Source organism: Dechloromonas hortensis (assembly GCF_009469765.1).
Classification (GTDB): domain Bacteria; phylum Pseudomonadota; class Gammaproteobacteria; order Burkholderiales; family Rhodocyclaceae; genus Azonexus; species Azonexus hortensis.
In genome coordinates this window covers 19,386-44,563 of the sequence record NZ_SSSQ01000014.1, presented here as the reverse complement: position 1 = coordinate 44,563, position 25,178 = coordinate 19,386, and the positions used below count along the sequence as shown (strand labels likewise).

Annotated in this window: 24 protein-coding genes; 2 read left to right on the top strand and 22 right to left on the bottom strand. The window is 60.1% G+C overall.

The features are described from left to right. Window positions 1-11: 11 nt before the first annotated feature. The 14 genes from phnE to GH663_RS17815 form a co-directional block, all read right to left on the bottom strand. On the bottom strand, window positions 12-818 hold the full coding sequence (gene phnE / locus GH663_RS17880; RefSeq protein WP_153133010.1) for a phosphonate ABC transporter, permease protein PhnE: 807 nt from the start codon (window positions 816-818) through the stop codon (window positions 12-14). 2 nt (window positions 819-820) lie between these two features. Then, the gene (gene phnD / locus GH663_RS17875; protein WP_153133009.1) at window positions 821-1,675 is read right to left on the bottom strand and encodes a phosphate/phosphite/phosphonate ABC transporter substrate-binding protein; all 855 of its coding nucleotides are present in this window, start codon (window positions 1,673-1,675) and stop codon (window positions 821-823) included. Between the two features lie 3 nt (window positions 1,676-1,678). Next, window positions 1,679-2,488 (bottom strand): phosphonate ABC transporter ATP-binding protein, encoded by an 810-nt coding sequence (gene phnC / locus GH663_RS17870; protein ID WP_153133008.1) that lies wholly within the window; start codon window positions 2,486-2,488, stop codon window positions 1,679-1,681. Between the two features lie 745 nt (window positions 2,489-3,233). Next, on the bottom strand, window positions 3,234-3,572 hold the full coding sequence (locus GH663_RS17865) for a P-II family nitrogen regulator (protein ID WP_153133007.1): 339 nt from the start codon (window positions 3,570-3,572) through the stop codon (window positions 3,234-3,236). A 48-nt stretch (window positions 3,573-3,620) separates the two neighbouring features. After that, window positions 3,621-6,713: an efflux RND transporter permease subunit gene (locus GH663_RS17860; protein ID WP_153133006.1), complete on the bottom strand. Its 3,093-nt coding sequence runs from the start codon at window positions 6,711-6,713 to the stop codon at window positions 3,621-3,623. 9 nt (window positions 6,714-6,722) lie between these two features. Beyond that, complete coding sequence (locus tag GH663_RS17855; protein ID WP_150428109.1) at window positions 6,723-7,955, bottom strand: efflux RND transporter periplasmic adaptor subunit; 1,233 nt, start codon at window positions 7,953-7,955, stop codon at window positions 6,723-6,725. 50 nt (window positions 7,956-8,005) lie between these two features. Beyond that, window positions 8,006-9,313, bottom strand: a complete 1,308-nt coding sequence (locus GH663_RS17850; RefSeq protein ID WP_150428108.1) for a TolC family protein — start codon at window positions 9,311-9,313, stop codon at window positions 8,006-8,008. Between the two features lie 479 nt (window positions 9,314-9,792). Then, on the bottom strand, window positions 9,793-10,287 hold the full coding sequence (locus GH663_RS17845) for a protein-disulfide reductase DsbD N-terminal domain-containing protein (protein ID WP_150428107.1): 495 nt from the start codon (window positions 10,285-10,287) through the stop codon (window positions 9,793-9,795). A 20-nt stretch (window positions 10,288-10,307) separates the two neighbouring features. Further along, window positions 10,308-10,790 (bottom strand): signal peptidase II, encoded by a 483-nt coding sequence (gene lspA / locus GH663_RS17840; protein ID WP_246181638.1) that lies wholly within the window; start codon window positions 10,788-10,790, stop codon window positions 10,308-10,310. Window positions 10,791-10,804: 14 nt separating this feature from the next. Continuing rightward, complete coding sequence (locus tag GH663_RS17835; protein ID WP_439329194.1) at window positions 10,805-12,949, bottom strand: heavy metal translocating P-type ATPase; 2,145 nt, start codon at window positions 12,947-12,949, stop codon at window positions 10,805-10,807. A 250-nt stretch (window positions 12,950-13,199) separates the two neighbouring features. Next, entirely contained in the window at window positions 13,200-14,132 is a 933-nt protein-coding gene (locus tag GH663_RS17830) for an electron transfer flavoprotein subunit alpha/FixB family protein (RefSeq protein ID WP_150428104.1), read from the bottom strand. Window positions 14,133-14,134: 2 nt separating this feature from the next. Next, window positions 14,135-14,884 (bottom strand): electron transfer flavoprotein subunit beta/FixA family protein, encoded by a 750-nt coding sequence (locus tag GH663_RS17825; RefSeq protein WP_150428103.1) that lies wholly within the window; start codon window positions 14,882-14,884, stop codon window positions 14,135-14,137. Between the two features lie 54 nt (window positions 14,885-14,938). Further along, window positions 14,939-15,715 (bottom strand): ferredoxin--NADP reductase, encoded by a 777-nt coding sequence (locus GH663_RS17820; protein ID WP_153133004.1) that lies wholly within the window; start codon window positions 15,713-15,715, stop codon window positions 14,939-14,941. A 158-nt stretch (window positions 15,716-15,873) separates the two neighbouring features. Next, window positions 15,874-16,377 carry a hypothetical protein gene (locus GH663_RS17815; protein WP_246181637.1) on the bottom strand — a complete coding sequence of 168 codons (504 nt, stop codon included), beginning with the start codon at window positions 16,375-16,377 and terminating at the stop codon, window positions 15,874-15,876. A gap of 227 nt (window positions 16,378-16,604) precedes the next feature. Here GH663_RS17815 and GH663_RS21500 point away from each other — a divergent pair, with 227 nt between their 5' ends. Both GH663_RS21500 and cadR read left to right on the top strand, forming a co-directional pair. After that, window positions 16,605-16,856: a YnfA family protein gene (locus GH663_RS21500; RefSeq protein WP_223879486.1), complete on the top strand. Its 252-nt coding sequence runs from the start codon at window positions 16,605-16,607 to the stop codon at window positions 16,854-16,856. 16 nt (window positions 16,857-16,872) lie between these two features. Further along, entirely contained in the window at window positions 16,873-17,361 is a 489-nt protein-coding gene (gene cadR / locus GH663_RS17805) for a Cd(II)/Pb(II)-responsive transcriptional regulator (protein WP_150428102.1), read from the top strand. Window positions 17,362-17,723: 362 nt separating this feature from the next. Here the strand turns inward: cadR and GH663_RS17800 are convergent, their stop codons facing one another. Genes GH663_RS17800 through GH663_RS17765 form a run of 8 tightly spaced genes read right to left on the bottom strand, consistent with a single transcriptional unit; the run spans window position 17,724 to window position 25,159 of the window. Continuing rightward, window positions 17,724-18,629 carry a Pnap_2097 family protein gene (locus GH663_RS17800; protein ID WP_153133003.1) on the bottom strand — a complete coding sequence of 302 codons (906 nt, stop codon included), beginning with the start codon at window positions 18,627-18,629 and terminating at the stop codon, window positions 17,724-17,726. Window positions 18,630-18,669: 40 nt separating this feature from the next. After that, entirely contained in the window at window positions 18,670-19,977 is a 1,308-nt protein-coding gene (locus GH663_RS17795; protein WP_153133002.1) for an MSMEG_0569 family flavin-dependent oxidoreductase, read from the bottom strand. A gap of 30 nt (window positions 19,978-20,007) precedes the next feature. Next, window positions 20,008-20,304, bottom strand: coding sequence for an MSMEG_0570 family nitrogen starvation response protein (locus GH663_RS17790; RefSeq protein ID WP_153133001.1), 297 nt, complete (start codon window positions 20,302-20,304; stop codon window positions 20,008-20,010). Beyond that, complete coding sequence (locus GH663_RS17785) at window positions 20,297-21,535, bottom strand: MSMEG_0565 family glycosyltransferase (protein ID WP_153133000.1); 1,239 nt, start codon at window positions 21,533-21,535, stop codon at window positions 20,297-20,299. Before GH663_RS17785 ends, GH663_RS17790 begins: the two co-directional genes overlap by 8 nt. Beyond that, window positions 21,522-22,523, bottom strand: coding sequence for a sll0787 family AIR synthase-like protein (locus GH663_RS17780; protein WP_153132999.1), 1,002 nt, complete (start codon window positions 22,521-22,523; stop codon window positions 21,522-21,524). Before GH663_RS17780 ends, GH663_RS17785 begins: the two co-directional genes overlap by 14 nt. Next, window positions 22,520-23,083, bottom strand: a complete 564-nt coding sequence (locus tag GH663_RS17775; protein WP_153132998.1) for an MSMEG_0567/Sll0786 family nitrogen starvation N-acetyltransferase — start codon at window positions 23,081-23,083, stop codon at window positions 22,520-22,522. Before GH663_RS17775 ends, GH663_RS17780 begins: the two co-directional genes overlap by 4 nt. Further along, on the bottom strand, window positions 23,080-24,189 hold the full coding sequence (locus GH663_RS17770) for an MSMEG_0568 family radical SAM protein (RefSeq protein WP_153132997.1): 1,110 nt from the start codon (window positions 24,187-24,189) through the stop codon (window positions 23,080-23,082). The genes GH663_RS17775 and GH663_RS17770 overlap by 4 nt, the downstream gene beginning before the upstream one ends. Then, window positions 24,149-25,159, bottom strand: coding sequence for a Nit6803 family nitrilase (locus tag GH663_RS17765; protein ID WP_153132996.1), 1,011 nt, complete (start codon window positions 25,157-25,159; stop codon window positions 24,149-24,151). The genes GH663_RS17770 and GH663_RS17765 overlap by 41 nt, the downstream gene beginning before the upstream one ends. Window positions 25,160-25,178: the final 19 nt, after the last annotated feature.

Here is a 25,178-nt window from a genome sequence, read left to right as displayed (position 1 = left end):
ATTGTCTCCATTCATTTGAAGCGTTTTCTGAGCGTGCTGCTGAATGTATCAACCAGCGTAACCATGAGCAGGATCACAAGCAGGATGGCCGAGACCTCCTGATACTGCATGATGCGCAGAGAACCCATGAGCTCGAAGCCAATGCCGCCAGCGCCCACCATGCCCATGACAGTCGAGGCACGGAAGTTGTATTCCCAGCGATAGATCGAGATGTCCGCCATTTGCGGCAGCACTTGCGGGATAACCCCGTGCAGGAGAACCTGGATAGGCGTGGCGCCAGCGGCACGAGCTGCCTCAATGGGCGCTTCGTCGGCATGCTCGATGGCTTCGGCAAAGAACTTGCCGATCATGCCTACAGAGTGCAAGCCCAAAGCCAGTACGCCAGGCAGCGCGCCAAAGCCAACCGCAGCAACGAAAATGATGCCCAGGATCAGTTCGGGAATCGAGCGCAGCGCATTCAGGGTGGCTCGGGCCACCTGATAGATCACCGGATGCGGCGTGGTGTTGCGGGCCGCGAGGAAGGCCAGGGGAATAGATAGCACGACCGCCAGAGCGGTACCGGCCACGCTCATGGCCAGCGTATCGATCAGCGGTTTGAGCCAACTGCGGGCGTTCTGAAAGTCCGGCGGGAACATTTCACTGAGTAAAAGGAGGATGGCAGGGCCTCCGTCAGCTAGGCGCTCCCCGTCGAACAGTCCGACATAGTGGATGCATAGGCCGATGACAAGAAGCATCGTCACCAGTCGCAGCGCGCCGCTGTTCCAGGCGCGCTGCTGTTGATCAATGATCACATTGTGATCGAGGCTGCGAGTATTCATGCTTACTGGAACTTGGCGAGATCAATCTTGAGGAGGGGGCCCAGATTGCGGACGACGTCGTAATGCTTGTCGGTAATCACGTCAAAACCTTCCGCCTTGAAGGGCTTGAGAACAGCAGGGTCCTTAAGATTGAGGAAGGCGGCGCGAATCTTCTCCTTCAATTCAGGATTCAGGTTGGAGCGCATCGTCCAGGGGTACTGGGGAAAGGGCTTGGAATATTCGAGAACCGACACCTTGGCCGGATCGATGATTTTGCGCTCGACCAAGGACTCGAAGATCGGACGGCTCAAGCCACCGGCTTGGGCATGTCCGTTCTGGACTGCCATGGCGACAGCATCATGCGAGCCGACAAAATGTTCCTGATAGTCCCGGCCGGCATCTAGCGACTTTTCGGCAAGGACGGACTTTGGAATCAGGTGGCTCGACGTCGATGCCTTGTCGCCGAATGCCATGTTCCTGCCTTTGATGTCCTCGATGCGCGTAATCCCGGCACTTGTATTGGCGATGATCACCGACTGGTAGGTCGTGCTGCCCTTGGCCTTGAGGGCCACAAAGGGTTCGATCTCGCTTTTCTGGCGAGCCAGTACGTAGGAGAGCGGGCCGAAGTAGGCCAGATCGATGCGCCCGAAGCGCATGGCTTCGATCATTGACGAATAGTCGGTAGTTACGATCAGTTCAACCTTCTTACCAAGGGTGGTCTCCAGGTAATCCTTCAGGGGCTGGTTGTTCTTGATGACGGTGCCAGCATTTTCGTCCGGCAGCAGGGCCACCTTGAGCGTTTGCGGGTCCGGATTGGGCGCGGCATGAACGCCAATGGCGATGGTGAGTGCGCCGAGCAGGGCGAGCAGATTTTTCATGGGTTAGTCCTCAATGATGGCTAGGTCAAGCGATGGATTGTTTAGGAGGTGAGCATTTTTGGTGGGCCGCGTGGGCACTGGCGTCGTCTGGTCGTAGATCATGTCAAGCACACCCTCGGTCAGCGCATCGGGCGACCCATCGAAGACGATGCGGCCTTGGGCCAGGCCGATCACCCGGTCGGCGTACTCTATGGCGAATTCGACCTGGTGCAGACTGACCACGGTAGTAATCCCATCTTCGCGGCAGATCTGTTTGAGTTGGGTAAGTATCCGGCGAGAACTGGCGGGATCGAGACTCGCCACGGGCTCGTCGGCCAGCATCAGGCGGGGTTGTTGTGCCAGGGCCCGAGCAATGCCTACTCGTTGCTGTTGCCCGCCGCTCAGTTGGTCTACCCGGTGCAGTGCCTTGTGCAGTAGACCAACCCGGTTCAGGCATTCCAGCGCTATCTGGCGCTCGGCGCGTGGCAGCGGAAAGAGGCTACGCCAGGTGGAGTGATAGCCGATACGCCCGAGCAACACGTTGGCCAGGGCCGTATGGCGCTCGATGAGCTGGTGCTGCTGGAAAACCATGCCGGTCTGACGGCGATGGGTCTGCAAGGCCGCGCTGCCCTCAATCGCCCCGATGCCATCCACATTGATCTGACCGGTGCTTGGCTTGTTGAGCAGATTAAGACAGCGCAGGAGGGTGGATTTGCCGGCACCGGAAGCACCCAGCAGTACAGTAAACTCCCCGCGACCGAAACGTAGCGAGGTCGGCTGGAGGGCCACCAGATCGTCGTGGTATCGGATGGATACGTCGTTCAGATAAATCAAGGGCACCCCTTCCATGCCGCCGTGGCTGATTCGAGTTTCGAATCAACATCGGCATGCAATAAAGCAAATCAAATCGGAAGGGCGACATTAATCGCCGACGGTTACAATCGTGTTACCGCATTGTGAAGAATCGACTACGCGGACCAGGCGTCAGGTTAGTTCAAGGCACTCCGCACCAGAAATTTTCGTCGGGCGAGCTCGAATGGCAGCAACGTCATGTGTAGCAGTCGCTCAAACGGCGCGCACCAAATGACCGCTGAGAGCGAAGACTAGCGAGGGTACTGTTGGCGGGAACGGCAGCTGCAATCAAATACCAGCCGTTGAACACTTGGCTGCGCGAACGGCAGCTACGGGCACCCAGCTGCCGGACAGCCTGAAACCTTGAATGGCAGCAAACTGGCGTAAAGCTGGGATACGTGAACGAGGCTTTCGGCCGCCTAGCCGAGCGCCTCAAGCAGCTTGCCGGTTGATCGCCGGAATTTTCGGCGGTTCCGGCTTCTCGCGGCGCTTTGTACATAGGACTCCTGACCGTTCCCGGTCAGAAGTCCGCTGCACGCATGTGAATGTGACGCGCCCATTACGTCCGTTTCGGCTTACTTCCCCGTTACAGCCAATTCCAAAGGCTTAACGTACTTTAATTTCCCTTTCGTCAAACGTCCCCTACAGGTGCTTCAGCGCCGCCGCGATGTGAACCGCAATCAGCACGGCAAAGACCAGAGCGGCTACCTACCTGCCACCAGAAGTCTCACCGAATCTCCTCCGCCCGCTGAACTTCGCTCACGACGACCCACCCTGCCTCGGGCTGCCCCGTGTGCGCCGCCTTCGCGATGAGGTCCACCAGGGAGTCGGCCAGATCGTCCGCGCACAGGAGTTCCAGCTTGTATTCGGCCACCACGGGTTCGGCCAAGTCCATCGAGTAATGCTGCTGCGTCGGGTCGGCATCCGTGAGCGGACGTTGCACGCGGGATACCGTCACGTTGTGGCAGCCGGCGCCCGCGCCGGAATGACACAGTGCCGAATCCCGCAATGCTTCGAGCACGTCGGCGATGCGATGTTGACGGATAAATGCCTTGATCTCTTTCATGTCGATTCTCCATGCCGCGGCCCCAGGAGGTGGGACCGCAGCGTCCGGTTAAATGGATGTCTGCTTGCGTTCCCGCCGGCCTTCCGCCCATTCGTACATGAGCGGCAGCAGGAGCAGGGTCAGGGCCGTGGAAGTGAACAGCCCGCCCACCACGACGGTGGCCAGCGGTCGCTGGGTTTCGGCGCCCACCCCTTGCGAGAGCAGCATGGGGATGAGGCCCAGGATGGCCACGGAAGCGGTCATCAGTACCGGCCGCAGGCGCAAGGCGGCCCCCTGGCGCACCGCCTCGCGGATGGACAAGCCCCGTTGCCGCTGGTCGTTGAGGAAGGAGACCAGCACGATGCCGTTCAACATGGCGACGCCGAAGACGGCGATGAAGCCGATGGCGGAAGGCACCGACACATACTGGCCGGTGAGCGCCAGCCCGAAGACGCCGCCGATGACGGCGAAGGGCACGTTGGCGATGATCAGCGTCGCATGGGTGAGCGAGTTGAAGGCGGTGTACAGCAGGATGAAGATGAGTCCGATGGTCAGCGGCACGATCACCGCCAGCCGGGCCATGGCCCGCTGCTGGTTTTCGAAGGCGCCGCCCCACTCGATCCAGTAGCCGGCCGGCAACTTGACCTGCTGCCGCAGCTTCGCCTCGGCTTCCTGCACGAAGCCGTCAACGTCACGTCCCTTCACGTCCATCTGGATCACCGCGTAGCGCTGTAGCTGTTCCCGGCGCACAAAGGAGTAGCCCTCGTCCGTCTCCACCGTGGCCACCCGGGACAAGGGCACCAGCGCCCCGGACTGGGTGCGAATGGGGATGTCGGCGATCGCCTGCTGGCTGTCGCGGAAGGCTGCATCCAGCCGGACCTGAAGATCGAAGCGCTTGACGCCGTCGATGATGGTCGACACTGTCTTGCCGCCGATGCCGGCCTGCACCACCTCCAGGATCTCGTCAGCGTTGATGCCGTAGCGGGCTGCCTCGTCGCGATTGACCTTGATCACCATCTGCGGCTTGCCCTTGTTCGCCTCCAGGGACAGGTCGGCGGCACCGGGCACTTGGTCGAGCACGACCTTCATCTGGCCGGCCAGACGGTCCAGCGTCGCGAGATCCTCGCCGTAGATCTTGAGGGCCAGGGTCGCCCGCACGCCGGAGATAAGTTCCTCGACCCGCATCTGGATGGGCTGAGTGGAGGCAAACACCACCGTGGGAATGGCCTTTTCCAGGGACTCCTGCATTTCATGGGCGAGTTTCGGCATGGGCATGCGTTCGGGCCACTCGTCCGCCGGTTTCAGGTCCACCAGCACTTCCATGTAATTCACGTCCGCCGTCTCGCCCTTCTCGGCGCGGCCGATGGTGGCTAGGGTGGACGTCACCTGGGGGAACTGCTGTTTCAGGGCGGTGTCGATGCGCTTGGCGACACCGAGGCTCTCTTCCAGCGAAGTGGAGGGAATGCCGGTGACGCGGAAGATGAGCGTTCCCTCCTGCAGGGTGGGCATGAATTCCTTGCCGAGGAAGGGGAAGACGGCGAGTGCCGCTACCAGCAGCGCCAGGGCGCCGCCGATCACTTGCTTCTTCCGGTCGAGAGCCCAGTCCAGCAGCGGCAGGTACAGCCGCTTGGCGTGGCGCAGGATGAAGGTGTCCTTCTCTTCCTTCGGTTTCAGGATCAGCGCCGCCAGCACCGGCACCAAGGTGAGCGTCAGGATGAGCGAGCCCACCATGGCGAAGGCGATGGTGAGCGCCATGGGCTTGAACAGCTTGCCCTCCAGGCCGGTCAGGGAGAAGAGCGGCAGGAACACGACGATGATGATGAGGATGGCGAAGGCAATGGGGTTGATCACCTCCCGCGCTGCTTCCAGCATCACGTGCGTCTTGTTCACCGCTTTGCCGGCCTGGTGGGAGAGCAGGCGGAAGCTGTTTTCCACCATCACCACCGCGCCATCCACCATCATGCCGATGCCGATGGCGAGACCGGCCAGCGACATCAGGTTGGCCGACATCCCGAAGAACTGCATGAGGATGAAGGCGATCAGCATGGCGAGCGGCAGGGTGACGACCACGACGATGGCCGAACGGATTTCCCCGAGGAACAGGAAGAGGACGACCGCCACCAGGATCGAGCCTTCCAGCAGCGCATTCTCCGCCGTCTTGAGGGCCTTCTCGACCAGTTCAGTGCGGTCGTACTCCGGGGTGATGGTCACGCCCGCCGGCAATGCCTGCTGGGCCACCTTGAGCTTGGTTTTTACCGCATCGACGACGCTCTTGGCATTTTCGTTGATGCGGGCCAGTGCCTGTCCCAGCACCACTTCCCGGCCGTCCTTGGTCACCGCGCCGAAACGCAGGCCGGGCGCCTCCTTCACTTCGGCCACGTCGCGCACATAGATCGGTGCGCCGTCGTGCTGGGTGATCACGATGTTGCCGATGTCGCGGCTATTGGCGACCAATCCCAGGCCGCGCACCAGGTACTGCTCCTGGCCGAGATTCACGTACTGGCCACCGACCTGGCGATTGTTGGCGGTCAGCGCCTCCATCACCGCCTTGAAGCTGAGGCCGTACTTGATCAGTTTCTGCGGCTGGATGAGCACCTGGAACTGCTTCTCGTCGCCGCCCCAGGAAACCACATCATCGACGCCGGAGGCCGTGCGCAGCATGAGCCGCACGTTCCAGTCCTGCAGGGTGCGCAGGTCCATGGTCGAGAGTTTCTTATCAGCGGATTCGACGGTGTACCAGAACACCTGGCCTAATCCGGAGCTATTCGGCCCCAGAGATGGTTCGCCATAGCCCTCGGGAATCCGCTCTTTCGCTTCCAGGAGTTTTTCGCCGGCCAGGCGGCGGGCGAAATAGATATCCACGTTGTCCTTGAAATAGACGCTCACGTAGGAGAGCCCGAACAGGGACACCGAGCGGATTTCCTCGACCCCGGGCAGGCCGGCCATGGCGGTTTCCACCGGGAAAGTGAGGAGTTTCTCGACGTCCTCGGCGGCCAGCCCTGGCGATTCGGTATAGATATTGACCTGTACCGGCGTTACGTCCGGGAAGGCATCCACCGGCACCGTGCGGAATGCCTGAATGCCGAAGACCACGACAAGCAGGAAACCCACCAGGACCAGCACCTTGTAGCGCAGCGAGATATCGACAATGTTATTAAGCATGACGACCCCTCAGTCCGCGTCGCCGATTTGCGACTTGAGGAGGCGTGCCTTGAGCGCATAGGCGCCCGCCACCACCACCGACTCGCCGGCCTTGACGCCGCTCGTGAGGACAATGCGCTTGCCGACCTTGTCGCCCACTTCGACGGCACGGGGTTCGAAGCCACCCGCTTCGCGGACAAAGGCCGTGGGCTGGCCGTTCACCAGCAACACCGCCGCCTGCGGCAGGGTCAGCGCCTCGGTCGTGGAAGCGGTGGCGATGGCCGCCGTCGCGAACATCTCGGGCTTCAGGCGCCGGTCCGGGTTGGGGACCTCGACCCGCGCCTGCACCGCCCGGGTTTCCCTGTCCACGGTGCTGCTGATATAGGTCAGCCGGCCCTGGAACGCTTCACCGGGATAGGCGCTCACCGTCACCATGGCCGGCGCTCCCACTCGCACCCGGCCGAGGTCTTTCTCGAACAGGTTGGCTTCGATCCACAGGGTCGACAGGTCGGCCACGGTAAAGAGGCTCTTGTCCGGTTGGGCCAGTTCGCCCAATACCGCGCTCTTCTCGATCACCGTGCCGGCAAACGGCGCCTTGACCGGAAACAACGAGACCGGGCCGGTGTCCGACTCGTCGTGCGCGGCATCGAGGAGCCGCAGGCGGTCGTCGGCAGCGCGCAGACTGGCGCGGGCCTTTTCGTACTCACTGCGGGCGCGCAGGTAATCCTTGTCGGGAATGATTTCCTCGGCCTTGAGCTTCTGGGCCCGCTCGAAATCGGCCTTGGCCAGCGCCAACTGGCTTTGCGCCTGGCGATAGGCGGAGTGGGCCTCGCCCAGTTCCATACTGTCCAAGAGCGCCAGGGGCTGACCGGCCTTCACGTTGTCGCCGAGCTTGGCCTTGACTTGTGTGATGCGCGCCGACACCCGAGGTGCGACATGGGCGATGCGCTCCTGGTTGGCGCGGATGGTGGCGGTCAGCACCACCTGGTCGGCGACCGATTGCGCCGCCAGCGCTTCGACCTGGATGCCGGCGGTCTCAATTTCCTCGGCGGACAACTTCAATTGTCCTGCTTCAGCAGCTTCGGCCGGCTTGTCGTCGCCCTCCTTGTCCTCCGGGTTCTTGGCAGGGACCATTTCTTCCTTGGCGACGGGCGCCGGCTTTGCCTCGGCCGGCGCAGGATCAGGCTTGTTGCAGGCGGCCAGGACGAACGCCCCGGCCAGGCAGGCGAGCCAGGCGGCGCGCCGAAGGGAAAATACTGGCATGGATTGCCTTTTGGAAGAATTCTTGCGGTTGGAAATCATCGACTGCGGATTCATCGGGCTTCTCCGGCCCCTGGCCAGCCGGCCGCGGCTTCGAGGGCGATGGTGGCCAGCCGCAGTTCACTGCGGGCATCGACCAGGTCGCGGCGCCCGTCGAGCACCTGCCGATTCACCACGATGAGCTGCAGGAGGCCGATCTCGCCGGCGCGATAGGCGGTGGCCGACAGGCGCTGGTTTTGATCAAGGCTGGCCAGCACCATCTCCTCCAGGCGCTTCACCCGGGCCCGCAGGCTGTCGACGTTGAGCCACAGGGCGCGTACCTGGGCGGGGATGTCGCGGCCGACGACCTGCCGCTCGATCTGCAGCTGGGCAAGTTCGCTGCTGGCCCGGCCAATGCCCGCGGCGTTGCGGCGAAAGAGCGGTAGCGGCAACGACAGGCTGAGGCCGACCACCTTTTCCCGGGCGTCGTTGGGCCCTTCGCGGCCGGCCGTCAAGCCAAGGGTGATGTCCGGGTAGACCGCGGCCCGCTCCAGGCCGAGGCGGCTGGCCGCCGCCGCTTCCCGTCGTTCCAGGGCCTGCAACTGCGGCCGCGAGCGCGCCGTCGCGAGCAACTGATCGAGGGTGTAGCTCGGGGCCGCGGGTGTCAGCTCGCCGGCGACCTCGGGCAGGCTGTCGGGCGCCTGTTGTAGGGCGCTGGCCAGCTCGGCCCGGGCCTCGGTGAGCCGTTCCCGCAGGGAGGCAAGCTGGTTGCGTCCGCGCTCCGCCTCTACCGCTGCCAGGTTGCCGTCGAGGCGGCTGTCCTCGCCCGCCGCCACCCGCTTCTGCACGGCCGCTGCGGCGTTGTCGACCAACCTGAGCGCTTCTTCCTCGGTGGCAATGCGCAGCTGCAAGGCCAGCACCTGCACAAAGCGCTGTTCGATGTCGACGCGGACTTGGCGACGCGCCTCCCGCAGCGCTGCCTGCAAGGCCTCCAGTTCCTGGCTGGCCGCCTCACGGCGGTAAGCTTGCTGCCCGGCGATTTCGAAGGTCTGCGCAATGCCGGCGTTCCACTCCCGCTGCTTGTCGGCGGCGAGGCCCGGCTGCGGGACTTTTCGCCGTGCCTGCTCAAGGGCGAGCTGAGGATTGTTCCAGAGAAGACTGCGCGCATCGGTGAGTTCGCCCTCGGCTGCCGCCAGCCTGGCCTGCGCTGTGCGCAGGGTCGGGTTGGCGGTTTCGGCCAGGCGCCAGGCTTCGTCGAGGGTCAGGGAAGCGGCCGCTCGGGCCGACGCCAGGGGGAGGGCCAGGGCAAGGCATGCCCCGGCCAGGATACTGACGGCGCGCCGCGACGGGCGCACCGCGGCAAGATAGCCGCAAAATTGCATGGATAATACCTTTCAAGCACTGGCAGGCGCGACGGCGCCCGCCGTGGGTCAAGACAAATGACGGAATTCAGGCTTGAAAGGAGGTTCGCGGGGGACGGAAGGGTCCGTCGCTCGGGCGGCTCGGGACTCGCGCCCGGTCCGGCCCGCTCAGGTGTTGTTGGGCAGTGAAGAGTATCGGGAAGTGTGGTGCATGACCGCACTCCGTCCCGGTCAGATGGGACTGCGCATGGCAACCTTGGTTGCAATGCTGGTCGGCAAAGCCTGAATCAGGTAAATCACCCGGCATGGGGGAAAAGTGGGCGATTTCGTACGACACCGCATCGGCGGTCGCTTCCGCCCCATAGCTCCACAGCGACACACTGACCAGGCAAAAGGCCAGCAATGTCGCGAGGAAGGAGCGGAAGCGGGGATGGCGAAGCATGGATGGGAATTATTCGTATTTTGGCATTAGCCGTCAATTAGACCGGAAGCTCTGCCGGCTACTGGGGGAATTTCATATCAACGGTTTTCTCGATGGGCGGATAACAGACGCCGAGTTTCTCATTGCACCCTTGATAAGACGCATAAAGGGTGATCGTTTTGGCCTTTGGCGCGCGCTCCAGCATGATTTCCGCGACGACGGGCGATTTATAGACTTCGATCAGCCCAAAATAGGGATCGTTCTTCATCTCGCCGGAAGGTAGCTTGACCTCCTTGATGAGGACGCCGCTGGCGTTCTTCAAGGCAAAGCGGACCTTGTTCTTGTAGAGGTAGTGCTTCTTGGCAGGAATGATCTCAGCCACCACCGTATCGCTACCCTTCAGGGACGCATTAAACCGAAAGGCCTGATCGGGAGGCAAGGGTTCCTCGGCGGCCGAAGCGCAATGAACCACGCTCATGAGCATCAAGGCAGACAAGGTGCGACGGTCAAACAGGGAGAAAGATCGTTGAGCCAATTTGTGTTCCTCGTTTCGGTTTGTGGCCAGGGGTTGCATCGAAATTTCCTGCGCTCTCGCTAAAGGGTCGCCTTGCTTTGAGCTGAAGACAGCAAGGCCCCCCAAAGAAGAATCACGGCGCTCAGACAAAGCGCCGTATCGGCGAGATTGAAGGCTGGCCAGTGCCAGGCGCCGGCATGGAAGTCCAGATAATCCACGACCGCTCCCTGGAACAGGCGATCTACCAGGTTGCCGACGGCACCGCCGAGAAGCAGGCTATACCCCCAGCTTTCCCAACGGTTCGCCACGCCTTTGAGCAACATGACGCTTAATCCCCCCGAGACGACCACGGCGAGAGCAATGAAGGCATAGCGTTGCCAGCCGCCGGCATCCGCAAGAAAACTGAAGGCTGCACCGCTATTCAGGATGTGAACGAGGTGGAAAAACGGCAATACCGTTGCGCCAGTGCCCAAAGGGAAGGTCGCTACGATCCAATGCTTGACCCCTTGGTCCGCCAAGGCCACACCGATGGCCAACCCCAGCCAGCGGCAACGGTCCATCATGGGCTTATCCGGGATCATTTGCGGAGCAGGCGCAGGCCGTTGAAAACCACCAGCAGGCTCGCGCCCATGTCCGCAAACACCGCCATCCACATGGTGGCGTTACCCAAAATGGCCAATCCGAGAAAGATCGCCTTGATCCCCAGTGCCATCCCGATGTTTTGCCAGAGCACCGCATGGGTGCTTCGGGACAGGCGAATGGTCTCGGGAATACGCCGCAGATCGTCGTTCATGATAACCACGTCGGCCGCTTCCATTGCTGTGTCTGTTCCGGCCGCACCCATCGCCACGCCGATGTTGGCACGCGCCAGCGCCGGTGCGTCGTTGATGCCGTCACCGGTCATCGCGGTCGGGCCATGGCGACGCTGCAAGTCTTCAATAGCCGCCAGCTTGTCCTCAGGGAGCAGATTGCCTCGGGCGTCGTCGATGCCTGCTTCCTTGGCGATGCTGGCGGCCGTCGCTGCATTGTCGCCGGTCAGCATGACTGAGACGACACCGAGACGGTGCAGATCGGCCACTGCCTCCCGCGAGCTTTCCTTGATGGTGTCCGCCACCGCAAAAATTGCCAGCACTTGCTGTGCCGTCGCCAGCATGGTCACCGTCCGGCCTTGCGTCTCGTGCGCCTGAAGGCGAGCCTCGATTTCGGCACTACACAGCCCGCGCTCCTCGATCAGGCGATGATTGCCGAGGATCAGCAGTTGGCCGTCGGCCCTCGCTTCCACGCCCCGTCCGGCAAGGGCGACAAAATCGGTCAAGCCATTTTCCGGAAGCTTGAGACCGGTTGCAATCGCCTTGGAGACTGGATGGTCCGAGTGCCCGGCCAGGCTGGCCGCCCAGGCAAGCACTTGGGATTCAGGAACCGTCGAGGGCAGCAGTTCGGTGGCGACCAGACGGGGTTTGCCTTCGGTAATGGTGCCGGTCTTGTCGAGGGCAATGACGCGGAGTTTACGGGCCTCCTCAAGATAGACACCGCCCTTGATCAGGATGCCGCGTCGGGCTGCTGCGGCCAGCCCGCTAACGACCGTTACCGGCGTGGCGATCACCAGCGCGCAGGGGCAAGCAATAACCAGCAGCACCAGGGCTTTGTAGAGCGCCTGCGTCCAGGTCCAGCCGAGCAGCCAGGGCGTCAGAACAGCCACGGCAACAGCGATGCCGAACACGGTCGGCGTGTAGATTGCGGCAAACCGGTCAACGAAGCGTTGGGTCGGCGCTTGCGTCCCCTGCGCCTGTTCGACGGCGTGGATGATGCGGGCCAGCGTGGTGTTGTCGGCAGCGGCCGTCACACGAAACTCCAGAGTGCCGGTTTCGTTGATCGTGCCAGCAAACACCGGGTCGCCTGCCGCCTTGTCAATCGGGATGCTTTCGCCGGTGACCGGTGCCTGATTGACCGCACTGCTTCCGGCCGTCACTTGACCGTCAAGCGGTATCCGGGCGCCGGGTTTGACCCGAACGCAGGATTCCAGCTTTACCTCCGCCGCCGGTACTTCCCGCCACGTCCCATCGGCCTGCCGAACTTCCGCCGTCTCCGGCGTCAGGTCGAGCAGGCCCTTGATGGCGTTACGCGCCCGATCCACCGAGCGGGCTTCGATCAGTTCGGCAATGGCATACAAGGCCATGACCATCGCCGCCTCGGGCCATTGTCCAATGAGGAAGGCGCCGGTCACGGCAACGCCCATCAGCGCGTTCATGTTCAATTGCCCGCGCCGTAATGCCGCCACGCCTTTAGTATAGGTAGAAATGCCGGACAGCCAGATGGCGACGATGGCCAATGCCATACCGATACCCTTGAAAGGCAAGGTATCGGGCGCGAAGAAATCCAGCGCTTCCGCACCGACGGCCAGCCCGAGCGCCAGAACACTTCGCCAGAGATCACTGACGCCAACGTTCTTTGTTGCCGCCTGAGCTGCAGACACCGGCTTGGGCGTAAAGCCGGCTTTACGGATGGCAGCCAAGGCTGCATCAAGGGCTTCCGTCGTCGCATCAATCGCAACCGTGCGCGCCGACAGTTGGAAACGCAGGGAACGGACGCCCTCGATACCGGCCACCGCACGACGGATGTCATTCTCCTCGTTCGGGCAGTCCATGGTGGGAATCACGAAGATCGGCACGCCATCGCTTTGAGCGAGATCGGCGGCTGCCGGGATTTCTGCGGCTGTGGGCACTGCTGCTGAACAGCCGCCCGCACATCCGCAATGGGCAGCTTTCTGAAGGGGCTTCGGGTTGGTATCAAGACTCATGGCGTTCTCCTTGTTTCCCGCATTAGAAACCCTTGAGTGACTACAGAGTCAAGCGATTGCAATAAGGGAAACCGGTTGGAGCGGAAGGGACACCCGAGTTCTTCAAATATTGGAATTGCCAGCTTGCCTCAAGCTTGGTGCAAATTCCGGCAAATCCAGTACCTGACTAGAAAGGTCATAAAGAGAATTGCGTAAATGTCGGCACGGTTTCGAAGAGATCAGCGACCAGCCCGTAATCCGCCACCTGGAAGATCGGCGCATCGGGATCCTTGTTGATGGCGACGATGATCTTCGACTCCTTCATCCCGGCCAGATGCTGGATGGCACCGGAAATACCGACCGCGATGTAAAGCTGCGGGGCGACGATCTTGCCGGTCTGTCCAACCTGGTAGTCGTTCGGCACGAAACCGGCATCGACCGCTGCACGCGATGCACCGAGGGCGGCACCGAGCTTGTCGGCGAGCGGTTCGAGCAGGGTGTGATAGTTCTCGCCACTGCCCAGGCCACGGCCGCCGGAGACGATGATCTTGGCGGCACCGAGTTCGGGACGCTCGGACTTGGTCAGTTCGCGGTTGGTCAGGGTGCTTTGAGCGGTGTCGGCAGTTGCGACGACGCTTTCGATTTTGGCGGCATTTTCCCGGTTGACCGCATCAAAGGCGGTCGTGCGCACGGTGATGACTTTGACCTTGTCGGCGCTCTGCACGGTAGCCAGGGCATTGCCGGCGTAGGTCGGACGGACGAAGGTGTCGGCGGACTCAACGCCGATGATTTCGGAGATCTGGGCGACGTCGAGCAATGCGGCGACGCGCGGCATGAGGTTCTTGCCGAAGGTGGTGGCCGGGGCGAGGATGTGGCTGTAACCCGATGCGTTGGCGATGACTAGTGCGGTCAGATTCTCGGCCGTCTGGCTCTGGTAGTGGGCGGCGTCGGCGACTTTGACGGTGCTCACGCCGCTGAGGGTGGCGGCTTCCTGGGCGGCGGCAGTGCAGTTGCAGCCGGCGACGAGGACATGGATGTCGCCACCGATTTTCGCTGCCGCAGCGACGGTGTTGAGGGTGGCGGCCTTAAGGGACTGGTTGTCGTGTTCGGCAATGACGAGAATGGTCATGATCAGATCACCTTGGCTTCGTTCTTGAGTTTGTTGACGAGTTCGGCGACATCGGCAACCCGGACGCCGGCACTGCGCTTGGCGGGTTCGGCGACTTTGAGGGTGGTCAGGCGCGGGGTGACGTCGACGCCAAGATCGGCCGGCTTGACGGTGTCGAGCGGCTTTTTCTTGGCTTTCATGATGTTGGGGAGCGTGGCGTAGCGCGGCTCGTTCAAACGCAGGTCAGTTGAAACGACGGCCGGCAGGGTGATTTCGAGGGTTTCGAGGCCGCCGTCGATTTCGCGGGTGACGGTGGCCTTACCACCAGCGATGACGACATTGGAAGCGAAGGTGGCTTGCGGCCAGGCTTGCAGGGCGGCGAGCATCTGACCGGTCTGGTTGGCGTCGTCGTCGATGGCTTGTTTGCCGCAGATGACGAGTTGCGGTTGTTCCTTGTCGCAGAGGGCCTTGAGGAGTTTGGCGACGGCCAGCGGTTGTAGGTCGACATCGGTTTCGACCAGGATGCCGCGGTCGGCACCGATGGCCATGGCGGTGCGCAGGGTTTCCTGGCAGGCGGTAACGCCGCAGGAGACGGCGATGACCTCCGTGGCGATGCCGGCTTCTTTGAGACGAACGGCTTCTTCAACGGCGATTTCGTCAAAGGGGTTCATGCTCATCTTGACGTTGGCCAGATCGACACCGGAACCATCGGCCTTGACACGGACCTTCACGTTGTAATCAACAACCCGCTTCACGGGAACCAAAATTTTCACAAATACTCTCCAGAGATAGTCTTGGGGTTTGACTTTGAGTCGGTCACCCGTTGCTTACTGCTCGACGAATGCACGCTCAATCACATAATCACCGGCTTCGCCGATATGCGGCGAAATCGTCAAACCGAAGCCATCAAGCATGGCCGAAATTTCCTTGAGCATGGCCGGGCTGCCGCAAATCATGCCGCGGTCGGTAGCTGGGTCGATGGGCGGCTCGCCCAGGTCGGCAAATAACTTACCGGAGAGGGTCAGGTCAGTCTGACGACCCTCGTTGCGAAATGGCTCACGAGTCACCGTCGGGTAATAGACCAATTTTTCACGGATCAGATCGCCGAGGTATTCGTGTTCCTTCAGATCTTCCTCAATGTAGTCGTGGTAAGCCAGCTCGTTAGTCCAGCGAACACCATGGATGAGAATGACCTTCTCGAAACGCTCATAGGTTTCCGGATCGTGAATCAGGCTCATGAACGGGGCCAGGCCGGTGCCGGTGGCAAACATGAATAAGCGACGCCCCGGCTTGAGGTCGCGCAGAACCAAGGTGCCGGTAGGCTTTTTGCTGACCAGGAGCGGATCGCCCGGCTTCAGGTGTTGCAGACGCGAGGTCAGAGGACCATCCTGAACTTTGATGCTGAAGAACTCCAGGTGCTCTTCGTAATTCGCACTGGCAATGCTATAGGCGCGCATCAGCGGGCGGCCATTGACTTCCATGCCGATCATCACGAACTGGCCATTGATGAAGCGCAGGGCAGGATTGCGCGTGGTCCTAAAACTGAACAGGCTGTCGTTCCAGTGATGAACGGAGAGAACGGTTTCGGTAATAAAAGAACTCATGATTGCTGTACTTGGAAAAGTGAAGGCGGCATTTTATGCCGCCAGTTAATCGATAAAACCCGATAATTTCGTTATTGTTTATCGATGCAGTCGATATGCAGCCGAAACATTTCGTGGAAAATCGCAGAAAAGTTGGCTCATGCAGATTGCGTTGCTGTTCATTGTGCTGGCGGCATCCACCTGTAATTTTGTTGTTGCATCATCTGATCCATCATTTGCTGTTGCATCCCCATGCAGCTTCCCATCATCTGCTGACGGCGGTTCATGGCTTGCGAAGAGGTGTCTTGTGGATTCCACCATCCCTTCCCATGCATGCCTCCACCCATACCCTGCCGGTGACCGCCGCTACAGCACCCCATGTTGTCGCTCATTGACCCCATCATCATCCCGCAACCGGGCATGCTGTCGGAACCATGCATCATGCGCATGCCGTCCTGCATTGCAGTCCAGTGTTCCTGCATCAGTTTCTGACGCAGGGCAGGATCGTTGGTTTGCCGCATTTTCTGCATCTGATCCTGCATCAGTTTCATGTGCGCCTGCATTTGAACCACATATTCCTGGAAGGCTTTGTCGTCGGGAGCAGGTTTAGGGTCTGCACTGTAAGCAACAGGAAGGCCAAGGACACTCAAGGCAATCAAGCCAACCATCAATCTATTTTTCATGATCACTTACTCCTTAGTGAGGTTCGGGGGTAACCGTCCAACCAGGCAGGACGGCTGGTGGTAAAAACGTATGCTTACACTTCATCAGAATAGACTTTCAACTCAGCAATTTCATGATCGTTTTAGACGGTCAGTTACGTGGAGCGTGCGACTGGCTGCTAGTGATTAGCGTCAGGAATTGCTTCTGGTTCATGACTTTTTCAGCTACCTGTATTAGAAACCCTTGAGTGGCTACAGAGTCAAGGGCTTACAATAAAAGAGAATGGTCGAAGCGAAAGAGATGCTTGAGTTCGTCAAAGCTCAGGGATTGTTCGCCATCACGGTGCAGGACGAGATTCTCGGCTGTCTACGTGGCGATTGCCCTGATCTGGCTATGGCAGATCGATGGCGTTGTCCCAACTCGATGCGATCTTGTCGGCAGTGTGCTCACGCTGGCCGGTATGGCAATCATCATGCTCCAACCGACTCGGTCCGTATAAACATCAGGAGATGAAGATGAAAATCGGCGAACTGTCCCGCCTTACCGGGACGAATGTGGAAACGATCCGCTATTACGAGCGCGATGGGCTGCTGCCAATACCTGCCCGCAGCGAAGGCAACTACCGCATTTATGGAGATGCCCATGTACAGCGACTATCTTTTATTCGGCGCTGTCGCAGTTTGGATATGACGCTGGATGAAATTCGAGTCTTGCAGCACTTCAAGGAATCACCACAGGAGAACTGCGCGGATGTGAATCGACTGCTTGACCGGCACATTGGACATGTTGCTCAACGGATGCAAGAACTCCAGGAACTGGAGAGGCAACTGAAAGGCCTGCGCGAGCGGTGTGGCGAGGCGCGTGATGCTGCCCACTGTGGCATTCTTGACGGGTTGTCTCAAGCGATTGTGCCTAGCGGCAAGACGGCATCCCACGTTCAGGGAGCGCATCGGCATGCTGCAAACCCCAACTCGGCGAAGGGCATTCAAGGCAACCAAGTTTGATGGCATTGGTTAGCTGTACGATTTATCCGTTATCTGTGATTCTCCTTGATGTAATCAAGCATTCCATCAACGACGGCAACCTTGGCAATAACGGCCATTCAATCCAGCCAACGTCACAGGCAGCAATGGCCGATCTGCTGCCCCCTGTGCAATAACTTTGGACGAGTGTTCTACTCAACTACCTGTCGTTGATTCATTGAGGCAAAGAATGACAGCAACCAGCAATCAAGAGAGCGCCACAAAACTGCCATTGACCTAAACTACGATAGTTTCCTGATTCTGTGTCTGCCCCTATGAGCAAATTGTCTGTAGAAAGCAGGATCGGCCGAATTGGCAAACATCTCTCACTAAAATGTAATTGTTCAGGCCGCTAGATCGAACAAGTTCTCGATATAGGCTTTTGAACTGCTACGGGCTCTGCGACGCGTGATTACATCGGCAATGACCTTCTGATCATCTCGGCGGATTATTTGCGTATGGTGATGCTGTTGACGCTCTGTGCGTTCAAAATCGCACAAACTAATGATGACGGAATTACCGATATCTACGTTGCCATGAAAAATAATGTGTCGTTCTGTGGTCACGTAATTGCTGACTTCTGGGCCGAACCAGGACCACTCAGCCTGGTCGATCAACTCATGGAAGCTAGCGAAGTACATGAAGCCTGCGCCATTGAAATGAATAGAGGGACAAGGGCAGACTGGGATTGATGCGTAGCTATGTGTGGGACGTGACCAGCGTTGGGCATCAGACTCTTGCCGCAACTCTGGTATGGCGCGGACTCGTTCAGCAAACTGAAAGCCCTCGGCCAGTTCGCCGATATTATCAATGCCGCTTACCTGGCTTCGGATGGCTGAGCTGTTGATCCCCGTTTTTTCCCGTGCAATGAAAACCGAAAGCATATCCACGACGGCGCATAGGCCATCATTTACCGAAATTACGTGCTTGCTATAAAACTGCGTTCGGCTGACGCGGCCCAGTGTGCTGCATATCTCCACCAGATCATTTTCAATAACCGAATCAAGCATTGCCTGCCGTAGGCGGATCGAGCGAAAAGCCGGATAGACCCGGCGCAGGCGTGCATCGCGCAATTGCGAAATGACAACGCCTGCAGCTTGTTCGATCAACCTCCAATGCCTGTCGCCGCACTCGGCCAACAGCCATTTCTCTGAGAGTCCGTTGAGAGAAAGTTGTGGCATGCCGATGCGATATCGCTCACTCAATTGCTGATGGTTGGGTGATACGGCGAACAAGGTGGAATCCTGCATGTCTGGCTCCTGGAAACGGGTTAATCAAACGCTCGGGCGGTCAGGCAGCCGCTTGCTGCGACACTAATGGGTCCATGCCACTCTCGGCGAGACGCTTCGCCATGACTTGTGCCAGGTACTCCGCATCTTCCGCAATACCGAGGAAACGGCCCGAACCCCAAGTGTGCAACCACGGCAAACCCAAGAAATAGAGACCATTGACAGGCGAAACGCCACGCTCATATTCCGGACGGCCACGTCCATCAAAGGCCGGCAGGTGAATCCAGCTATAGTCGGGACGGAAGCCAATGGCCCAGATGATGGTGGTGATACCGGCGCTGTCACAATCGACGGATAGTGGGTCGGCATCGGTTGCCCAGACTTTCTCGAACGGCGCTTCGATGGGCGCATCAATGCCGGCTTTGGCGACGTACTTGTCGATATCGTTGCGGATACTTACATAGACACCGTCGGCATCGTCCAGATTCTTGGTCAGGTCGGGTAGGAACTCGAGGGTGGTGCCCTTAATATTGTTCATGCTGCCGTAAAGACAAACGCCCTGGTTAGCATATTTGCGCAAGTCGATTTCGTGCCCGCCATCGCGCCCGCTAAAATAGTGATTGGTGGATTCACGGGCCTTTACACCGAGGGGGTGCGTTTCCACGGTGGTGTTGTAGTAACCCATGTCCATTAGCCACTCGGTGACTTCGCGGCCGCGATAAACACGCGGGGCGCGCGGCGCCGGACCAACGCAAAGGTGTACCTTGCGCCCGGCCAGATGTAGGTCCTCCATGATCTGTACGCCGGATTGACCAGAGCCGACGACCAAGACCTCACCTTCAGGCAGCGATTGCGGATTGCGGTAATCGACAGAATGAATTTGCGTGATGTGCTTGGGTAGGCTGTGGGCATAAGCTGGCACGATGGGAATGTCGTAGCCACCCGTCGCGACCACAACATGATCGGTTGAAAACTGACCGACGCTGGTCACCACGTCGAACTTGCCTTCCAATGTGCGCGAGACCTGCTGGACGCTGACACCTTCGACGATCGGCGGCGCCTCTTTTTTGGCGAAGGCTTCAACGTAGTCGACGATCTCGTCCTTGAGCATGAAGCCGCGGGGCTCTTCGCCCGAGTAGGGAAAATCGGGCAGGCGGCATTGCCAGTTTGGGGTAACCAAGCAGAAGGTATCCCAGCGCTCGACAGCCCAGGAGTGGGCGACCCGTTTTTTCTCGAAAATAATATGGTCGATGCCCAGTTTTTTCAGAAAGTGGCTGGTAGACAGCCCAGCCTGGCCACCACCGACGATCACAACAGGATAATGGGTGCGGGAAAGCAATTCGGTGGATTGAGGAAAGAGGGTTTTCATGACAACTCCTAGGGGTGGGATTGGAGGCTTTTAGCGGCTGCCGGGTTTAAAGGATTGAACGGAGACAACTGCGTCAGGCTGTTTTTCAAATTGACGGGCGTGTTCGTGGATGCGCCCTAATTGATCCATGGCGCTTGAGCAGAAGTAGCCGTACTTCTTCTGGACACGTTCGCTGGCTTCGTTGAGTGCCTGGTCGCAGCGGCCGACGAAGTCCGACAAGGGGTAGGTTTCGCCGGGCTTCAAGAAGTCCACGATGACCAGCGACGGGGAATAGCAATTTTCTTCAGCGCCGTCGGGCCAACGGATCTGGAAATACATTTCAGGCATAGCGATACTCCTGGGATGGGTAGAAGTGGGAAGTTGAGGCGAGAAAGGCACGGTAGGCATCAAGGTGGTTTTGGGCACAGAAATTCCAGTCGTGCTGGCGAGCGATCTCGCTGCCGCGGACAGCCAGATGGCGGCGCAAACCGGGAAGCAGAGAACGCCCCATGGCGTAGGCAATGGCTTCCGAATCAGTGGGATCAACCCACAGGCAGTCTTGGCGTCCGAGGAAATCGGTGAAGGGTTTGATGTCGGAGACGACGACTGGCTGGCCGCTGGCCATTGCCTCTATGATCGCCAAGCCAAAACCCTCGACGAGCGATGGAAATACGAGGGTATGGGCTAGGCGATAGAGGGCCGGCATTTCTGCATCGTCGATGATGCCAGCGATGACGATGTCGGCGCCGGTGGCTGGTGGCCGATCGAGTGCTGTGAGCATCTTCACTTGCAGGCCGGCGGTGGCTGCTTCGCCCAGAAATTGCTGCTGGTAGTCGCTGTGATCGAGAAGGCTGGCGCCACCGGCGATTAGCAGTTGGGCTTCTGGTATTGAGCTGCGCAGGCGAACAAAGGCACGCAGAGTGGCTACGGTATTCTTGCGCGCCTCGATGCCGCCCACTGCCAGGAAGACTGGACCGTCGCCAAGACCAAGACGTTGCCTGAGTAGATCGTCGGCTACCGTTGCTTGGGGTTGGAAACGCTCCAGATTGACCCCGTTACCGACCATTGGCACCTCTCGGCCAAAGCGCGCCGCCAGTTTTCCGGCCCAGGTTGGGCTCACGCTCAGGAGCTGGCCAGCCTGACGGATGGAGCGTTCCTCAAGGGTGTCGAGCAGCGGGTCACCGTAGGAATCTTCGAGATGGTGCACGGTGCGCAGGTAACCGGAAATTCGACCGGCTTGTTGCAAGGTAAGAAGGGCGTTGGCTCCGATCCCATCGTGGGCGTGAAAGATATCGAAATCGGCGTGACCTGGGCATTCGAACCAGCGGCTAAAGAGCTCAATGCGGCGCTGAACCAGGGTTCGCAGATTCTTCGATATCACGTCGTCTGGGATCAGACGGACCTGGCAGCGGGTGCTGCGAAAGAGTCGACTACCGGCCCTTGCCGGGGCGTGCACCGTCACGTCGTGGCCGAGCGTGACCAAGGCATCGGCCAGTTCCAGGCAATGCACCACGCCACCCCGTGGGTTGATCGAGTGGGTCAGCAGGGCGATGCGGAGAGCTTTGTCAGTAATCGGCATGATGGCTTCCTATCGCGTGGCGATCAATGCCCATCAGGCGCTCGTTGCCGAGATCCCAAAAGACGCCGTCTTCCTCGCCAGCCGCTCCGTCCAGTGTGACTTCGAGACGTTGGCTGGCATTGAATTTGCCGATCTCGGCAGCAGCCAGACCGCGGGCCTCGAACTGCGCCAGCAAGGGCGCTACGGATGCGGCCGGGCAGGCCAGCAAATAGCCGAAGCTTGGGAAGGAGCGCAGCCATCGTGCCAGATCGATCTCTGCCGGGCGTGGCACCGCCGACAGTTCGAGGCGGGCACCAACACCGGAACACTCCATGAGCATCAGGGTGGTGCCGAGCAGCCCGGCCTGGCTGATATCCTTGGCGGCGTGGGCCAAGCCGGATTCAGCAATGGCCGGCAACAGTGCGAGATCGCTGCGCAGGCGTTCAGCCGGGGCGCTGGTTGCCGCATCCCAGTTATCGAAAGGTTCGCGATAGGCACCGCGCAGGTCGATGACTGCAACCAAGCAGTCACCAGGGCGAGCCGCGAAACTGCTGAGTTGAACCTTGGCTTCACCGAGTATAGCGACGGCCAATTGCCCCTGCTGGCAGCGGGTATTGGTATGGCCACCGACGATCGGCACGCCATAGGTGCGCGCCGCCGCCTGCAGACCTTCCATGAGGGCGGCAGCCTGAGCGTCACCGGCGCTCCACAGGGCATCGACCACGGCAAGTGGACGACCGCCCATGGCGGCAATGTCGCTGAGATTGACCATAACCCCGCACCAGCCGGCAAACCACGCATCGTGTGCAACAAACTCGTTGATAAAGCCCTCGATGGCCAGCAGCAGATTGCTGGCGCCGTGGGGGATGACAGCACAGTCGTCGCCGATCCAGGCCTCCTGGGCTGCAAAACCCTGCTTGCCGAGGATACGGATGACACCATTGATGTCCTGCTTGTGAGCAAGACCCTTGTGCTGACGCAGCGACGTGATCAGCGCATCAAGACTCATGACTGACCCCGACGCACTTCGACACACATTGCTTCATCTGCCGCAAAAGCCGGGTAGTGCTGCAAATCGGCTTGCATCAGGTGATGTGGCAGGCCATGCATTGTGATTTCGCGTACGGTCTGCCATTGCAGGCGGCGGAACAAAGGCACGTTCGGTGCTTGGACCTGGGCGACGAAGCGCTCGCAACCGAGCGTGTTGGCGGTGCGTACGGCGAGCTGGATAAGAGCACCGCCAATCACGCCAACGCGGCGGAACTCGGCGGCAACGGCCAGTCGTGACCCCTGCCAGATGCGGTTTTCGAGTTGATGAATACGTACCGTTCCGACCACCGGCCCCCAGACCTCGCCTTCCGTCTCCGGCAGCGCCGGGCGGGCGACGAGGAGGATGGCGTGGTCGTCTGCCTGATCTCGATCATCGCCGACGAACAGCCCCTGCTCCGTGCAGAAGATGGCGCGGCGCAGCGCCATAGCAGCCGTGGCACCAGCCTCGTCAGCACGCTCGATACGATAATGGCGCGGTAACTGGACGCGTTGAAGCAGTCCGCTGCTCGGGGCGTTCATGCTCGGGCCTCGTAACTGGCCAGGGCTGAACAGGCTCCACATTTGCCGCAACCAGCCTTCATCGTTGCGGCGCTGATGCCGCCGTCGCGCAGCATGCCGGCGAGCGGCGCGAGTACGCCATCCATGAAGTCGGCGCTTGGGGTTGGGTGGCTTTCGAGCGGCGTGCCGGAAATGGGCACGAAAGGCACGACGAAGGGATAGACGCCGAGGTCGATGAGTTTTTCGCAGTGCTCAAGGATGGTTTCCCGGGTGTCACCCAAGCCGGCCAGGATGTAGGTGGATACTTGGCCGCGCCCGAATACCTCGACAGCGGCGGCGAAGGCTTCATCGTAGTAGGCGAGGGAAATACCGGCTTTGCCCGGCATCAGACGCTGGCGCAGAGACGGGGTGAGGACTTCGAGATGCATGCCCAAGGTGTCGACGCCGGCATCCTTGACCCGGCGAAACCAGGCGAAGTCCTCGGGCGGCTCGAACTGAGCCTGCAGAGGGAGGTCGACCGCCGTCCGGATCGCCGAAGCGCTTTCACACATCATCAGCGCTCCGCGATCCGCTGTCGGCGGGGTACCGGTGGTCATTACCATGTGCTTGACGCCATCAAGCAGTACGGCTGCGCGGGCGACTTCGGCCAGTTGCTCTGGCGTCTTGCGCAGGATGGTCCGGCCAGCCGCCAGCGACTGGCCGATGCTGCAGAAATGGCAGGTTTTGGTGCGACTCTGGTAGCGCGTACAAGATTGCAGCACCGTGGTCGCCAATACGTCGGTGCTGTGCAGTGTGGCGATTTGGCTGTACGGAATACCGTCAAGCGTCTGTAGGTTGTAGAAGCGGGCGCGGCGTGCAAATTTGATCTCCGTGATCTTTCGGCCATCACGGCTGATCGTCGCATTGCCTTCTGCATCCGGGCGCGAAGCCACATAAGGCGACTGGAAGGCATTGCCAGAGACAATGGGGATCATCACCGGCCGACCATCGAGAATGACGGCCGTATGATCCGAAGGACCGGCGCCGCCGCGGCGGGCTTCGATGCCATGATGCGCACTGTCCAGGCGGAATCCCAATCCTTGCAAATCAGAGATCAGGTGCGGTGCTGGCTGAGCTGTCAGTGACATGGTTTGCTCCTGTTGGGGAAAGGGGAAGGCTGTTGTCAGCTGTATTTCGCATGGGCGTCTTTGCGCCCGTATCTGCGAGCAGTGAAAGCAATTCGGGGCGGGCGTAGTGTCCGACCGAGTCCATCATGCGTTTGCGTTTGGTGATCAGGGCCATGTCCAGGTCGGCGATCAGGATGCCCTCGCCTTCGCGGATCGGTTCGCCCAAGTAATTGCCTTCCGGCGTCACGATGGCAGTGTGGCAGCCGCCGCGCAGGGCACGCTGCAGGCCGGGGTCGGGGGTGATAGAAGCAATCTGCTCGTCGGTCAGCCAGCCCGTCGCATTGACTACGAAACAGCCGGATTCCAAGGCGTGATGACGGATGGTGACGGCAATTTGTTCCGCAAAGATTTCGCCGACCATCGAACCAGGGAACTGGCTGGCATGGATTTCCTCGTGCTGTGCCATCAGGGCGTAACGGGCCAGCGGGTTGTAATGTTCCCAGCAGGCTAACGCGCCGATCCGGCCGATGCCGGTTTCGACGACCTTGAGGCCGCTGCCGTCCCCTTGCCCCCAGACCATGCGCTCGTGATAGGTTGGTGTGATCTTGCGACGCTTGAGGATAATCTCGCCGGTTTCGTCGAAAATCAGTTGCGTGTTGTATAGAGAGCCATGGTCGCGCTCATTGATACCGAGCACGACGACCGCACCGGCTTTCCGTGCTGCCTCGCCTACCGCCCGGGTTACCGGGCCGGGTACAGTGACCGCCCACTCGTAGAGCTTGAGATGGGCAGGCCCCATCTTGACCGGCGGCTCGACGAAGGAAAAGTACGGGTAATAGGGGACGAAAGTTTCCGGAAAAACCACCATCTTGGCGCCCTTTTCTCCAGCCTCAAGGATGGTGCGGCAAACCTTGTCCACCGTTCCCATTGCGGATTCCCGGTCCGGGGCGATTTGTACTGCGGCAACGCGGATTACGCGGTTGGTCGTCATGCTCATCTCCTTTTGCTGG

Bases quoted from the DNA above. Each gene is read 5' to 3' on its own strand.
- GH663_RS17855 (WP_150428109.1), bottom strand. From the start codon at position 7,955: ATGCCAGTATTTTCCCTTCGGCGCGCCGCCTGGCTCGCCTGCCTGGCC.
- GH663_RS17820 (WP_153133004.1), bottom strand. From the start codon at position 15,715: ATGAGTTCTTTTATTACCGAAACCGTTCTCTCCGTTCATCACTGGAAC.
- lspA (WP_246181638.1), bottom strand. From the start codon at position 10,790: ATGATGGACCGTTGCCGCTGGCTGGGGTTGGCCATCGGTGTGGCCTTG.
- phnD (WP_153133009.1), bottom strand. From the start codon at position 1,675: ATGAAAAATCTGCTCGCCCTGCTCGGCGCACTCACCATCGCCATTGGC.
- phnE (WP_153133010.1), bottom strand. From the start codon at position 818: ATGAATACTCGCAGCCTCGATCACAATGTGATCATTGATCAACAGCAG.
- GH663_RS17770 (WP_153132997.1), bottom strand. From the start codon at position 24,189: ATGTCACTGACAGCTCAGCCAGCACCGCACCTGATCTCTGATTTGCAA.
- GH663_RS17815 (WP_246181637.1), bottom strand. From the start codon at position 16,377: ATGAAAAATAGATTGATGGTTGGCTTGATTGCCTTGAGTGTCCTTGGC.
- GH663_RS17785 (WP_153133000.1), bottom strand. From the start codon at position 21,535: ATGCCGATTACTGACAAAGCTCTCCGCATCGCCCTGCTGACCCACTCG.
- GH663_RS17790 (WP_153133001.1), bottom strand. From the start codon at position 20,304: ATGCCTGAAATGTATTTCCAGATCCGTTGGCCCGACGGCGCTGAAGAA.
- GH663_RS17775 (WP_153132998.1), bottom strand. From the start codon at position 23,083: ATGAACGCCCCGAGCAGCGGACTGCTTCAACGCGTCCAGTTACCGCGC.
- GH663_RS17765 (WP_153132996.1), bottom strand. From the start codon at position 25,159: ATGACGACCAACCGCGTAATCCGCGTTGCCGCAGTACAAATCGCCCCG.
- GH663_RS17780 (WP_153132999.1), bottom strand. From the start codon at position 22,523: ATGAGTCTTGATGCGCTGATCACGTCGCTGCGTCAGCACAAGGGTCTT.
- GH663_RS17795 (WP_153133002.1), bottom strand. From the start codon at position 19,977: ATGAAAACCCTCTTTCCTCAATCCACCGAATTGCTTTCCCGCACCCAT.
- GH663_RS17800 (WP_153133003.1), bottom strand. From the start codon at position 18,629: ATGCAGGATTCCACCTTGTTCGCCGTATCACCCAACCATCAGCAATTG.
- GH663_RS17830 (WP_150428104.1), bottom strand. From the start codon at position 14,132: ATGACCATTCTCGTCATTGCCGAACACGACAACCAGTCCCTTAAGGCC.
- GH663_RS17850 (WP_150428108.1), bottom strand. From the start codon at position 9,313: ATGCAATTTTGCGGCTATCTTGCCGCGGTGCGCCCGTCGCGGCGCGCC.
- GH663_RS17865 (WP_153133007.1), bottom strand. From the start codon at position 3,572: ATGAAAGAGATCAAGGCATTTATCCGTCAACATCGCATCGCCGACGTG.
- GH663_RS17860 (WP_153133006.1), bottom strand. From the start codon at position 6,713: ATGCTTAATAACATTGTCGATATCTCGCTGCGCTACAAGGTGCTGGTC.
- GH663_RS17845 (WP_150428107.1), bottom strand. From the start codon at position 10,287: ATGCAACCCCTGGCCACAAACCGAAACGAGGAACACAAATTGGCTCAA.
- cadR (WP_150428102.1), top strand. From the start codon at position 16,873: ATGAAAATCGGCGAACTGTCCCGCCTTACCGGGACGAATGTGGAAACG.